Source organism: Pelagimonas varians (genome assembly GCF_003208435.1).
GTDB lineage: Bacteria > Pseudomonadota > Alphaproteobacteria > Rhodobacterales > Rhodobacteraceae > Pelagimonas > Pelagimonas varians.
Window position 1 is genome coordinate 24,054 of record NZ_QKMF01000002.1, and the last position, 13,131, is coordinate 37,184.

Annotated in this window: 14 protein-coding genes; 7 read left to right on the plus strand and 7 right to left on the minus strand. The window is 54.0% G+C overall.

Annotated elements, in window-relative coordinates:
- Positions 1-215: 215 nt before the first annotated feature.
- Together C8N36_RS02435 and C8N36_RS02440 are read left to right on the plus strand one after the other, a co-directional pair.
- Complete coding sequence (locus C8N36_RS02435) at positions 216-1,457, plus strand: malonyl-CoA decarboxylase (protein ID WP_097803043.1); 1,242 nt, start codon at positions 216-218, stop codon at positions 1,455-1,457.
- 9 nt (positions 1,458-1,466) lie between these two features.
- A complete protein-coding gene (locus C8N36_RS02440; protein WP_097803387.1) occupies positions 1,467-2,981 on the plus strand; it encodes a malonate--CoA ligase in 1,515 nt (504 codons plus the stop codon).
- A 24-nt stretch (positions 2,982-3,005) separates the two neighbouring features.
- Here the strand turns inward: C8N36_RS02440 and C8N36_RS02445 are convergent, their stop codons facing one another.
- Positions 3,006-4,400, minus strand: coding sequence for a hypothetical protein (locus C8N36_RS02445; protein ID WP_097803044.1), 1,395 nt, complete (start codon positions 4,398-4,400; stop codon positions 3,006-3,008).
- Positions 4,401-4,468: 68 nt separating this feature from the next.
- Between C8N36_RS02445 and C8N36_RS02450 the strand changes: the two genes are divergently transcribed.
- Positions 4,469-5,053, plus strand: coding sequence for a cupin domain-containing protein (locus C8N36_RS02450; protein WP_097803045.1), 585 nt, complete (start codon positions 4,469-4,471; stop codon positions 5,051-5,053).
- Here the strand turns inward: C8N36_RS02450 and C8N36_RS02455 are convergent.
- The 6 genes from C8N36_RS02455 to C8N36_RS02480 form a co-directional block, all read right to left on the minus strand.
- Positions 5,035-5,532: a GlcG/HbpS family heme-binding protein gene (locus C8N36_RS02455; protein ID WP_097803046.1), complete on the minus strand. Its 498-nt coding sequence runs from the start codon at positions 5,530-5,532 to the stop codon at positions 5,035-5,037. The two genes, C8N36_RS02450 and C8N36_RS02455, sit on opposite strands and share 19 nt — an antisense overlap.
- A gap of 13 nt (positions 5,533-5,545) precedes the next feature.
- Positions 5,546-6,901, minus strand: a complete 1,356-nt coding sequence (locus tag C8N36_RS02460; RefSeq protein ID WP_176527062.1) for a TRAP transporter large permease — start codon at positions 6,899-6,901, stop codon at positions 5,546-5,548.
- On the minus strand, positions 6,898-7,524 hold the full coding sequence (locus C8N36_RS02465) for a TRAP transporter small permease subunit (protein WP_097803047.1): 627 nt from the start codon (positions 7,522-7,524) through the stop codon (positions 6,898-6,900). The genes C8N36_RS02460 and C8N36_RS02465 overlap by 4 nt, the downstream gene beginning before the upstream one ends.
- A 90-nt stretch (positions 7,525-7,614) precedes the next feature.
- On the minus strand, positions 7,615-8,655 hold the full coding sequence (locus C8N36_RS02470) for a type 2 periplasmic-binding domain-containing protein (RefSeq protein WP_097803048.1): 1,041 nt from the start codon (positions 8,653-8,655) through the stop codon (positions 7,615-7,617).
- A 178-nt stretch (positions 8,656-8,833) separates the two neighbouring features.
- The gene (locus C8N36_RS02475) at positions 8,834-9,502 is read right to left on the minus strand and encodes a GntR family transcriptional regulator (protein ID WP_097803049.1); all 669 of its coding nucleotides are present in this window, start codon (positions 9,500-9,502) and stop codon (positions 8,834-8,836) included.
- Positions 9,503-9,520: 18 nt separating this feature from the next.
- A complete protein-coding gene (locus C8N36_RS02480) occupies positions 9,521-9,907 on the minus strand; it encodes a YciI family protein (RefSeq protein ID WP_097803050.1) in 387 nt (128 codons plus the stop codon).
- Positions 9,908-10,000: 93 nt separating this feature from the next.
- Between C8N36_RS02480 and C8N36_RS02485 the strand changes: the two genes are divergently transcribed.
- From C8N36_RS02485 to C8N36_RS02500, 4 genes are read left to right on the plus strand one after another with little or no spacing between them, the layout of a single operon-like run.
- The gene (locus tag C8N36_RS02485; protein WP_097803051.1) at positions 10,001-10,882 is read left to right on the plus strand and encodes a fumarylacetoacetate hydrolase family protein; all 882 of its coding nucleotides are present in this window, start codon (positions 10,001-10,003) and stop codon (positions 10,880-10,882) included.
- Positions 10,879-11,544, plus strand: coding sequence for a malonic semialdehyde reductase (locus C8N36_RS02490; protein WP_097803052.1), 666 nt, complete (start codon positions 10,879-10,881; stop codon positions 11,542-11,544). The genes C8N36_RS02485 and C8N36_RS02490 overlap by 4 nt, the downstream gene beginning before the upstream one ends.
- A 10-nt stretch (positions 11,545-11,554) precedes the next feature.
- Positions 11,555-12,013, plus strand: a complete 459-nt coding sequence (locus tag C8N36_RS02495; RefSeq protein WP_097803053.1) for an OsmC family protein — start codon at positions 11,555-11,557, stop codon at positions 12,011-12,013.
- A 40-nt stretch (positions 12,014-12,053) separates the two neighbouring features.
- Positions 12,054-13,124: a C4-dicarboxylate TRAP transporter substrate-binding protein gene (locus tag C8N36_RS02500; RefSeq protein ID WP_097803054.1), complete on the plus strand. Its 1,071-nt coding sequence runs from the start codon at positions 12,054-12,056 to the stop codon at positions 13,122-13,124.
- Positions 13,125-13,131: the final 7 nt, after the last annotated feature.

Consider the following 13,131-nt stretch of genomic DNA (forward strand, 5'->3'; position numbering starts at 1 on the left):
TTTTACCCGGTTGTACAAGTGCTCAGGGGCTGCATCACTTGATGATCGGACCCGTCAGAAACAGACTGTGGTGGCGACGTGTCAAACCCTGAGTCTAATACTGTTTCGCGTTGGATTGGGATGCAAGAAAGGAATTCTTGTATACAATATAGTTGACCTAGAGTGCAGTTTGTGGCAATGTGAGCTGGCTTAAGTCCAATCAAGGAGACCGCAACATGAGCTTGTTTGGGGATCTGATCTCAACCGTTTTTGAGCGTCGATATCTAAGTTCTTTGTCAGGGCAGTCTGATAAACGCCCTCCACAGGAGCTGGCGATTGATCTGCTGGGCAACCACGGAGAGGTGTCTGGTGGCACGCTGGCGACATTGATACTGGACCGTTATGCAGCAATGGATATCGACCAAAAACGAGCGTTTTTTGAGTTCATGACCCATGAGTTGGAAATTGACCCCGAGCAGGTCATTGCAACGCTTGAAGCCTATAAAGAAATGCCATCGAAAGGCAGTTATCTGGCATTTGCCGCAGCTTGTGAGCCGCGTCGTCAAGAGTTGGCACGGCGGTTGAATCAAGTGCCGGGCGCAACCGGTCAGTTGGTGGCAATGCGTAAGGATTTGCTTGGGCTGTTGCGTGACCACCCGGACCTTGCTCCGCTAGATGTCGATTTCAAACATCTGTTTTCATCTTGGTTCAATCGTGGCTTTTTGGTTTTGCGGCCCATTAACTGGTCCAGCCCAGCCGAAATTTTAGACAAGATCATTGCTTATGAAGCTGTGCATGCCATCGACAGCTGGGATGATTTGCGCCGGCGTTTACAGCCCGCCGACCGGCGATGCTATGGGCTTTTTCATCCTGCCATGGCGGATGAACCACTTATCTTTGTCGAGGTTGCCTTGACGCGCGGGGTTCCGAATTCGGTTCAAGTGTTGCTTGCAGACGGGCGAGATTCCATCACCGCACAAGAGGCAGATACGGCAGTTTTCTATTCAATTTCAAACTGTCAGGCGGGGTTGGCAGGGATTTCCTTTGGGAATTCATTGATCAAACAGGTTGTGTCTGATTTGTCGCGCGACCTGCCTGCTTTGTCCAACTTTGTGACATTGTCTCCGATTCCGGGGCTGAACCGATGGCTAGATGCAAATGCGCAGGCCAAACCGGACACGCCAGAAGGCGAACAGGCGGTCGCAGCACGGTATTTGCTGGAGGCAAAGCGTGCGGACGGCTTGCCCGTTGATCCGGTGGCGCGCTTTCATTTGGGCAACGGGGCGCAAGTCCACGCAGTTCATGCCGGTGCGGATATTTCAGAAAACGGAATGGCCCAATCGAACGGAGCCATGGTAAACTATCTCTATGATCCGTCCCAAATCACCAAAAATCATGAAAAATTCGCAACTGAAAAAACCGTCGTCGCGTCCTCGGAAGTCCGGGCGCTCAGTGCTTTGGCCGATAACGACAGCTAGGAGATGATGATGACCAACCCGTTATATGACACCCTGTTTGGGCAGCATCACGCCAAAACATCGCCCTTTTTACACCTGCCTGACGGATCGTCGATCAGCTACGCCGACTTTTTGGGAATGGCAGCACAATACGCAGGGCTCATGACCGAACTGGGGCTCGTGGCGGGGGATCGCCTTGCGGTTCAGATCGGAAAATCCCCTCAGGCGTTGGCTGTTTATGCCGCCTGTGCACAGGCGGGCGTCGTGTTTTTACCGCTTAACACCGCCTATACTGCGGGCGAAGTCCGCTATTTCGTTGAAAATAGTGGCGCGCGTCTACTGCTATGCGACCATTCCAATGCTGATGAGCTGCAATCCGTCGCGGACAGTTGCGGCGCTGTGCTGGAAACTTTGAACAGCGACGGCACAGGCAGCTTTCACGTCAAGGCGCAGGCCTTGCCAAACCGATTTGAAACGGTGTCCCGCGGCGAAGACGATCTGGCGGCCTTCCTCTACACGTCAGGGACAACCGGGCGGTCCAAAGGTGCGATGCTGACACAAGGCAACCTGCTTTCGAATGCGAAAACTCTGACGGAAGAATGGCAGTTCACCGACAAGGATGTCTTGCTGCACGCGTTGCCGATCTTTCACACGCATGGGCTTTTTGTGGCGTCTAACATCACGTTGTTGGCAGGCGGGCAGATGATCTTTCTGCCCAAATTCGATTTGGATCAGGTGATTGCCCAGTTGCCATCGGCGACTGCAATGATGGGTGTGCCGACCTTTTACACCCGTCTGCTGGGGGATGCGCGGTTCACCAAGGATCTTGCCCAGCACATGCGGTTGTTTGTGTCGGGCAGTGCACCATTGTTGTCGGAAACCCATATCCAGTTCGAAGAGCGCACAGGGCACCGCATTCTTGAGCGCTATGGAATGACAGAAACCAATATGAACACCTCCAACCCTTATTCGGGCGAACGGCGGGCTGGCACAGTTGGTTTTGCACTGCCGGGGACAGAGGTGAAAATCACGGATAGCAACACAGGCGAAACATTGCCCCAAGGCGAGATCGGCGAGATCGAAGTGCGCGGGCCAAATGTTTTCAAAGGTTACTGGCAAATGCCCGAAAAAACCGCAGAAGAGCTGCGCGAGGACGGGTTTTTTATCACTGGTGATCTTGGGCAATTTGATTCGGACGGGTATCTTACGATTGTAGGCCGCAACAAGGATCTGATTATTTCTGGGGGCTACAATATTTACCCCAAGGAAATCGAACTGTTGCTGGATGACGAGGATGGCGTTCTTGAAAGCGCGGTCATCGGTGTCCCGCATCCAGACTTTGGCGAAACTGTTGTTGGCATCTTGGTGGCAAGTGGCGATCAAGACCCTGATTTGGTGGCGATCAAGGCCAATATCGGCAAGTCCTTGGCACGGTTCAAACATCCGCAGCGTTTAATCGTATTGCCGGAACTGCCGCGCAACACGATGGGCAAAGTCCAAAAGAAAGCCCTGCGGGATCAATACGCAGATCTGTTCACCAGCTAGGTGGGACTGGCTTGGCGGCGTTGGCTACCAAGCCAGAACAACGAAAATGCCGACAAAAACCGCATAGCATAATACTGCGTAACGCAAGTTCCAGCGCCATGTGAGTGTCGTTGGGGCGATCCCCGAAGTGGCCGCGATCAAGAGCGTCGCTGTGGCATTGGGCGAGGCCAACATGCTGATCGCCCAACCCGCGCTAAGGGCAAAAACAATGTGGGTTGGCTCGGCTGGAAGCACCGGCAGTGTTTGGATAACTTGCCCCAAAAACACCACAAGCATGATGGGGCTGATTGCAACCTGTCCGCCCAGTGTGATGAGCAGTGGTAGGCAAGCCAAGAACACCCAGCCGGGCAGGGCGCTTAGGTCAATATGGTTGGAAATCTCTTCAATGGGCAGAACCTCGGCCAATGCGCGGCCGATAAACCCCGATAGGCCCAAGGCCATAGCGCTGCGGGTCAACCCGGCTGCATTGGCAGCCAGCAATGGTCCGAGCTTCCAAAGATGCTGACAAATTTCACTGACCTTGGGTGTTTGTAGCCCGAACCAAAAGATTGTGATGGCCGGGGCCACAAACATCAAAGCCAGTGCTGTGCTATATCCCGCAGAAAGTTGCAGCAGAACTGTTGATGTGATCAGTCCGAAGCAAACACACCCCACAATGCCTATCGCGCGCCAAGGCGGAATTGGCGCTTGCTTTGCAGCAGTCCGGCGGGGGGCGTTGCGCCATTCATAGCGATCATACATCCGGCCAAGCAACATCATCAAAAAGGCGGTGGCCAATCCCATGCCAAAGATCTGGCTCATGTTCACATCCGTAAACAGTGTCAGCAAAACGGCCTGACTGAGGGTCGTTGGTGCCCAAAGTAGTATCCACGAAAACCCGCGCAGCAAGGCTGAGAGTTGGCGGCGTTCAAGGTCCGGATCAGGCTTGGTCCCAGTTATGATGGCCCCTTTTTGAATAAGCGGAGCCATCAGGCTGACGGCTCCGAAATTTAAAAATACCCCAAGAACATGACCGCCCAGAGCTGTTGCGTAAAAGCGCCGCCCTGGTGGCTGAGATGTCAAGAAGCGGCCCACAGCCAAGATTGACCGTGACCGTTCAGCAGCAACCTTGAGCACCGTCAGCAATACAATAAAGGCCGCAAAAAAGGCCGCAAGATCGGCAGCGGCATTGAGATCTGCCGATCCTGGATTTGACATGGTCAAAATCAAGGCCAGAGTCGCGGCGACAGCTGCAAGCAACCATTCGCGAATGCTGCCATACCGCAGGCCAAACAGGCACAGCGTCACAAACAACCCCCGCGCCGCAGCCGAAGCAGTTGGGGCGTCATATGTCTTTGAAATTAAGACACATGTGGAGAGCGCTACCAAGAGAAGCGTCAAGCTGGAATTGAGCCATTTTGGCGGCGGCTTTGCGCTCATTTGGATAGGCCATATGATGAGAATATGCTATGATCTGCTATGGTACTAAGCGGGGAAAAACAATGCACATGAGCTTGATTCAAGGGGGCATTTTTTCGCAAGATGCCGCCATATATTGCACCGCGCAGTGGACGAAGTTGGCAAGCACAGCGGACGCTCACCCTGCGGGGCAGGGGACCATTGGTGAGGATGCCAATATGCCTGTGGGCAGTTTGGGCTTTGTCTTGTCGGATGTCCCTTTGGTCGGCGACGTGGTGATGGCCAGCCATCGTTTGGACATGCCTGCAAACGCCAGCCAGGTCTTGGTCCGGCTTGACGAGGTCTGTTTTCCCGTCGGGGCGGTTGCCCATCGGCATACCCATTGCGGACCTGGAATTCGGCATCTGGTACGTGGGTCGCTGCGGATCGAGGCGGATGATCATACTCAAGTCATGCAGGCCGGTGACAGTTGGTTCGAAGCGGCGCAATCGCCGGTTAGGGCAGTGGCCATGCAACGCCAAGGTGTCACCAGTTTTGTCCGTTGCATGGTTTTGCCGGTTGACTGGCAGGGCAAGTCTACGTTCGCTTTGATGGACGCCAAGGACGGCCAGTTGCCGCGTCTTCAAGTGACCCACCGCCACATTGATCACATTCTTCAACTCGACGCGGGATAGTGATCCGAAAGCGAAGAGGTCTTCCATTCCGGGTTTGGCTCTGCCGGTTCGGGAAAGGCCCCTGCTTGTTTGATCGCTTCGATTGCGCAGTATTCGTCTTTGTCAGACGTATCGCCGCTGATCCCCACTGCGCCTATGGTTATCCCGTCCTTTGTTTCGACCAAAACACCACCCGGAACGGGGATAAGCCGGCCATCCGATGCTGCCGCAAGGGAGGTTTGAAACACTGGGCGCTCTGACAAGCGGTCGCGGATCAGGCGGCTGGAAATTCCCATTCCCAACGCGCCCCAAGCTTTTCCAAAGGCGACGTCGTAACGCATGATGCCCGACCCGTCTTCGGACTGCATGGCAACCAGCCGCCCGCCCGCGTCCAGCGCCACAACAGTGAGCGGCAGTAAGCCCGCCTCCCGGCCCAAGGACAGGGCTTTGGTGACGATTGCATTGGCCATTTCCAGCGACAAAGAGGTTTGAAGGCGCATGTTATTTCCTAACTTAGTTTGCCACAGCCCAAAGACCGGACCACCATGCTTCGAAGTCGAAATTCGGCAACCATGTCACGATATCGGGGAATGCCAAAAGCATGGCAATGGTGATCACATCGGCGATAAAAAACAGCGCGACCCCGCGAAAGACCTGCCCAAGAGGAATGTCCGGTCGCACTCCGTTAACCACAAAACAGTTCAATCCGATTGGCGGGGTGATCAAGCAAATCTCGGCCATTTTAACAGCGATGATGCCAAACCAGATCGGATCAAAGCCAAGGGCCATGACCGCTGGGTAAACCACGGGCAAGGTCAGCAACAGCATGCCAATTGCGTCCATGAACATACCCAAGACGGCATAGCCCAGCAAAATGCAAATCATGATTGTCATGGGTTCTACATCGAGCCCGACGATCCACTCGGTAAAGCTGCCGGGGATACCGGAAAAGCCCAAGAAACGCACAAAGACCAAAACGCCCCAGATCAACGAAAAGATCATCACCGTCAGTTTGGCCGATTCCATCAAGGAGTCTTTGATTGATGACAACGGTGTGCCGCGGATCAAGGCCAGAACAAAAACCACAGACGCACCGAGCGCGCCCGCCTCGGTCGGGGTGGCCCAACCGCCGTAGATCGAGGTCATGATAATCAGAACAACAAGGAAAATCGGCGAAATTCCGGGTAAGGTTTCCATACGCTCACGCATGGAATAGGCCCGAACGCGCGGCGCTGCTTCGGGTTTGATCATGGCCCAAACGATGATGATCCCAGCGTAAACCAGTGCAGACACGATCCCTGGCAAAAAGCCGGCCAAGAGCAGTTTTCCAACGGATTGCTCAACGATAATGGCGTAGATCACCAAGATCGCAGACGGTGGGATCAAGGTTGCAAGTGTGCCTGCCGATGCCACGACACCTGCCGCCATTTTGCGATCGTAGCCATATTTTAGCATTTCAGGGATTGCGACACGTGAAAACACCGCCGCTGTTGCGGTCGATGCACCTGATACGGCCGCAAACCCTGCCGTCGCAAAGACCGTTGCCACAGCCAAACCACCCGGCAACCAGCCCAACCATTTGCGCGCTGCGTCAAACAATTGCTGTGTCATTCCAGCGTGGAATGCCAAAAAACCTATAAAAATGAACATCGGCAAGACGCTCAGTGCGTAGGTCGATGACTTTGAATGCGGGATCGTCCCGACGATGCCTGCAGCAGGACCCCAGCCCCGCAGCTCGACCAGCCCAAGCAGGCCAACAAAGGCAGCAGCGAAAACAACCCGAACGCCGAGGACAATCAGCAGCAACAGCAGGCCCAGTGTGATTATGCCGACCAAAAACGGATCGGACATTCCAATACCCAAAATCATGATGCGTCTCCGGATTTGGGGGTGTCGCCCATAACTTCGTGGATTTCGTCCTGCGCTTGTTCTGCCACGTCTTTGACGACGACAACGCCAGCTTTGGAACGGTCTGGATTGATCAACAATCGCAGTGTTCCTGCGAGCTGAATGGCCAGGCGGCAAAACCAGATGGAAAAGGCTGCCGGAACCAGAAGTTTGGATGGCCAAACCGGAAACTCGGCGTCAATTGTGGTATCCCCAAGGGTGTAGGCGCGCATAAAGTGGCCCCAGCTATAGTAAACCAATACTCCGATAATAAAGAGTGCTACCGCCGCGCCGAACGCTTCAACCAGCCAAAGTGACCTGCCTCTGAGCCTTCCGACCAGCATTTCCATACGGATGTGACTGCCCAGTCTTTGGCAATAAGCGGCCCCTAAAAAGGCCATGCTGGCCATCGAGAGTTCGACCAAATCGATATAACCGGTGATCGGGGTGTTGAAGACGGTGCGAAGTACGATCTGCAAGACGCCCAGTATCATCAAGGCCATAATGGCAAAAGCTGCGATCAGGTTGGCCATGTCTTCGAGCGGGATCAACAGTCGGTCAAATCGGCCAATAAGGCCATCAGAGGGTGCATCAGTCTGGGCCATCACACGTCCTTAGGTGAAGCAAGTGGGCAAAATCCAAAGGGCAAAGCTGCCCTTTGGAGTCGCATTTTTATTTGTTTGAAAAGGGCCGGCTTACTGGCTTGCTTTCGCGTCTTCTGCATATTGGAAGACCGCGTCAAACACGCCTTGTGCATCAAATTTGTCGGCGTTTGCAGCGATCCATGCATCCCACACCGGCTGGCCGGCAATCTTGCGGAATTCAGCAAGCTGTTCGTCGGAGTAGGTGATTTCGGTCATTGTTTCGCGGAAAACCGGCATGTTCTTTTCGTCTTGCGTTGCATAGGCCGCCTGTTCGACGTCCATGCCCATGTCGCGCAAATCCATCAGCAGGGTTTGATACTGCTCGGGCAGGGCTTCGTAGGCGGTTTTGTTCAAGACCCAGCCACATTCAGAGGTGCCCGGTGCAAGGTTGCCTGTGAACCAGTCTGCTTCGTCTGCGATGCCAAAGGACACATGCGCATAGGTGAACGGAAAGGCCGCTGCATCAACTGCGCCGCGTTGGAACGCGGTAGATGTTTCGCCTGCGGGCAAGGTTTGTTTAACAGCGCCCAGAACTTCCATTGCGCTGCCAAGACCGCCACCGGCGCGAACGCGCATGCCGGACCAATCCGACAGTTCGGTAGGCGCATCGCCTTTGCCTAGGATTTCATACTGCGGCAAAAGTCCGGACAGGTAGGGAAGAGCATTCCAGCGTTCCATGTCGGCAACAATTGCAGGATGCTCGAACATCCGCGAACGGACCACTTTGTCGATCGCCGGATCGCCAAGAGGCAGGAATGGAAGCGAGAACACCATCCAGGCCGGGTTTTTGCCGGGGTGGTAAAAGTTGCAAATGGCCGCGCCTTCAAAGGCGTTCAGTTGCAGACCATCCAGATTTTCGCGGGCTCCGGAAAGTTGACCACCGTAGAATACATTGATCTTGAAGTTTCCGCCTGTCGCCTCTTCGACACGGTCAGAAATCGCTTCGATACCAGCTGAAAGCGCGCGGGGGTTGCCCCACATCGACAAGCTCCAGTTTACTTCGGGCCCGTCCACTTCGGCCGCGTTGATCGCAGTCGAGGCCAAGAGCAACGTTGCCAGTATAGATTGCTTTTTGATCGTCGAAAATTTCATCCCATCCTCCCAGATGATGTGCGCGTGTTGGGGCGCTTATGTCTTCAGCCTAGATAAACTGGCACAAATTTCAAGAAATATCGATAAAAATAATTTATGACACTCAAAATCGGTTTTATGGAGGTGGGGCGCAAAAAGGATGCGCCGAAACGCAACCCTTTTTGAATGTGGGAAAATCTTAGATGTCGGCCAGTTGTGCTGTCAGGTATTCGCCAGTCAATCGGTAATGAGTGATCAGCCGGTCCGCAGCCAGAGCGCTGTCGCGTTGAACTGCGGCAGAGAGAATCTCTTCGTGTTCAGCAGGAATGTTGCGCGATTGGTAGGATTCGCTGCCCGCAGCCAAATACCGGTAGCGGATGTTCAGATCATACAGCTGGCTGCAATATTTAAGCAGCATAGGCGATCCGCAATTGTCCAGAAGCGCCATGTGAAAGGATTTATGAGCATCTTCAAAGGTTGCATCGCCGTTCGCAGCCAGTTTCTTCATTCTATGGTGGCTTAGGACCAGTGCATCTTCCCAATCGGAATCGGCCTTGTCCACGGACATGCGAACCGCCATGTCCTCAAGCGAGCATCGCAGCATCAAGATTTCTTCGAAATTGGACTGACTTGCGGGCGCGGCGCGAAATCCGCGCTGATCAATACGTTCGACCAGCATATCCGAGGTCAGCAGGCTCAGCGCCTCGCGTACGGGGGATGCGCCGGTGTTCAACATCATGCGCAGTTTTTCGATCTTAAGCTTGTCGCCGGCAGGAAGTTGGCCGGTCAAGATCATGTCCCGAATAGAAAGGTAGGCCCCTTGTGTGGCCGACGTTTCTTTTTGACCCCTATCGTTTTGAATGTTCATAAAACCAGTTTCCCAAAATTATCTAAGGTCCACTGATTTTGTGGACAGCCCAACAGACACCGAAAAAGAACCTTCGTTAATCATCCAGCGGCGTAACGTATAAGTCCGGGCTCCGCTAGCGTGCATCGGGTCTGATTCGGCGAGCGCGCGGGCATCCTCAAGACTGTCGGCACGGTAAACGATCATTCCAACGCCTTGCATGTGCGCACCGGTTTCATCCGACATTGGACCTGCAAACGCCAGTTGGCCCCGCTTTTCGAGGTCAGCCTGATAGGCCAGATGATCGGGCAGCGAATCCTTAACGTCTTCTGGTTTTTTTGCAGGCGTGCTGTGCGCAACATACAGTTCCAGCGCCAATGCCCCGCGGGATTTTGCCTCTGACTTATAGTCTGTCCAAGCCACCATGGATTTTCCCTTCAAAATTAAAAATATCGATATTTCTTGACACCAGAGGGTATAGTAGTCATTTTTTTTGTCAAACGAACAAGGAATGTGAAAATGAAATATCTGGTGGGTGAGACGGAAGCCGGCACAGCGGTCTTTGCGATCAATGGCGATGCGGCGGTAAATTTGACGGCCCTTGATGCCCGTGTCGGCAATGATTTGATGGGTTTGATCAATACACCCGATCTTGCAGCGTCGATGTCTGATGCAATCGCGGGCGCTCCGTCGGTACCGGTTGCCTCCATCGTGCCTGCCCTGCCTGTTGCAAATCCCGGGACGATTATTTGTCTTGGTCTTAATTATATCGATCACATCAAAGAGGGCGGCTACGAAGTTCCAGAGTATCCGGCGTTGTTCATGCGCAGCAAGAAGTCGATTATGGCGGCCGGTGCCCCAATGGTGCGCCCCACTGTTTCGGAAAAGCTCGATTACGAGGTCGAACTGATGGTGATTGTTGGCAAAGGGGGCCGCCATATTGCCGAAGAAGACGCCTTGGACCACGTGTTCGCTTACACTGTTTTGAACGACGGGTCGGTGCGGGATTATCAGCGTAAAACCCACCAGTGGACCCCCGGCAAGAACTTTGACAACACCGGAGCGATTGGCCCGATCTCAGTGACACCGGACGAATTGCCGGTTGGTGCTGTTGGCCTCAAAATCGAATCTCGTGTTGGCGACGAGATTCTTCAAAGCGCAAACACAGACGACATGATGTGGTCGGTTGCCAAAACAATCGCATTGATTTCGGTCTACACCACACTTGAGCCAGGTGATTACATCGCGATGGGAACCCCCCCCGGTGTTGGTCATGCGAAAACGCCACCACGTTGGCTGCGTCCGGGCGAAACTGTTGATGTCGAAGTCGAAGGAATCGGCATCTGCTCCAGCCCGATCGTTGATGAAAAGGATTTTGATGCCAAGGTGGCCGCACAATGAGCGCACCAACCGGCAAAGCTTTGGAAGAGGTTCGCGCAAAGGCTCAGGCCGATGTGCGGGCGCTTCGGAAACGCGTTGATCATTTGGACAATGATGCCATTGATCTGATTTTGCGTCAGGCGCGGTCCCATTATGCGTGGACGGACAAGCCCGTCACAGACGAGATTATCCACGAGTTGTATGAGATTACCGCCGGTGGACCGACCAGCATGAACACTTGCCCGGCGCGATTTGTGTTTGTCCGCTCGCAAGAGGGCAAAGAACGGCTGGCCAAATCGCTTAAACCGGCCAATGTTCCCAAAGTTATGGGCGCACCAGTCAGCGTGATCATTGCGCATGATCTGAACTTTTGGACAGAACTGCCGTTCTTGTTCCCGCACGAAGACCGCCGTCCGCATTTTGAAGGCAAAGCCGAACATGCAGAGGTTACTGCCTTTCGGAACGGCACTTTGCAGGGGGGCTATTTCATGATTGCCGCCCGTGCTTTGGGGTTGGACGTCGGTCCAATTTCCGGCTTTTCAAATGAAATCGCGGATGCGGAATTTTTCGCGGGCACCAGCCTGAAATCCAACTTCTTGTGCAACATCGGTTATGCAGACGAGACAGCTTTGTTCCAAAAGCTGCCACGTTTTGCCTTTGACCAAGTTTGCAGTTTCGCGTGAGGGCATTCTGATGGCAGTCAAAATGAAAACCGTCGTTACCTATCGGATGAAGGCAGACTGCCCGAGCCATGCGCGGACAGAAGTCGCCATTCGGGATCTGACCTGCATCGTTGACGAACCGGTTGAACGCGGCGGCACCAACTTAGGGGCTTCGCCGACTGAAACGGCGATTGCATCGTTAATCGCATGCACAAACGTTATCGGGCACAAATGCGCGAAACGTTTGGGAATCGATGTCGGAACACTGACAATCGATACTGCCGCACAGTTCGATCGCCGCGGCGTGCTTATGGAAGAAGAAATCGACCTACCGTTCCCAAGCATCACGCTGACGGTGCGTTCGGATGGGCCTGCAACAGCTGAAGATATTGCTTTGGTCGGTGAGGAGACCGCCAAATATTGCGCGATAGCAAAGCTGTTCAAGGCCGCCGGTAGCGATCTGACGGTCAACTGGATCAAGGTCGAATAATACAAGCAGACAACAAATAGACATCTAAGGGAGGAAACAGATGACACATTGGACAAAAGGACTTGCCCTGAGCGCGCTTATGGCCTGCACAGCGGTTCCGGCCATGGCGACCGAGACGATCTCGGCGGTGGTGATTGATGGTTATCCGGCGCGTGCGCTTTGGGTGAAAGAGTTTACAAACTTCTTTATCCCCGAAGTCGACAAGCGCCTTGCCGAAACCGGCAACTACGCCATGGATTGGCAAGAAAGCTATGGCGGATCTATCGTCAAACCCAAAGGCGTTCTTGAAGGGGTTCAACTGGGACTTGGCGACATTGGCATTGTGACGACGATCTTCCATTCGTCCAAGCTTCCGAGTCAGGGCATCGCGGCAGTGACACCTTTCGTGTCCACCGATGCGCGCGCTGTCGCAAAAGCGGTTGACGAAATCGCCCGCGAATTCCCTGCCATGCAAAATGAATTTGCCAAGCAAAATCAGGTCTATCTGGCCACTGGCGTGGTGCTTGATACTTATCAGGTCTTCTCGACCAAAGAAGTCGCTTCCGTATCTGATCTCGAAGGCTTCAAAATCGCTGGTGCGGGTATGAACCTGCGCTATCTTGAAGGCATCGATGGTGCTGCAGGCGTGCGCGGCGGCCTGACAGACTTCTACAACATGTTGCAAACCGGACTGGTTGATGCGGCCCAACTTTGGCCAGAAGCGGCTGCAACGTTCAAAATCTCTGAAGTTGCTCCCTACATGTTGCGAGCCGATCTGGGCGCTGTGAACTCCAAGACAATCACCGTGAATGCGGACTACTGGAAGAAGTTGCCTGACGAAGTCAAAGAGACCCTGCAGGCTGTCGCTTTGGACTACCGTGATCATCTTGCCGGAATGGCAATGGACCGCGCTGCCGCTGCAGCCGACGCCTATGTCGCCGCTGGCGGAACAATCGTCGAAGTCTCGGCCGAGGATCGCGCGGCTTGGGCCAACGCCATGCCAAATATTGCGCAAGAATGGGCCAAAACCCTGAATGACGCAGGTGAGCAAGGCACAGAAATGCTGGCCGCATACTTGGGCAAACTAGAAGCTGCAGGCCACACTGGCGTGCGTGACTGGACACAAGAGTAACCGCACC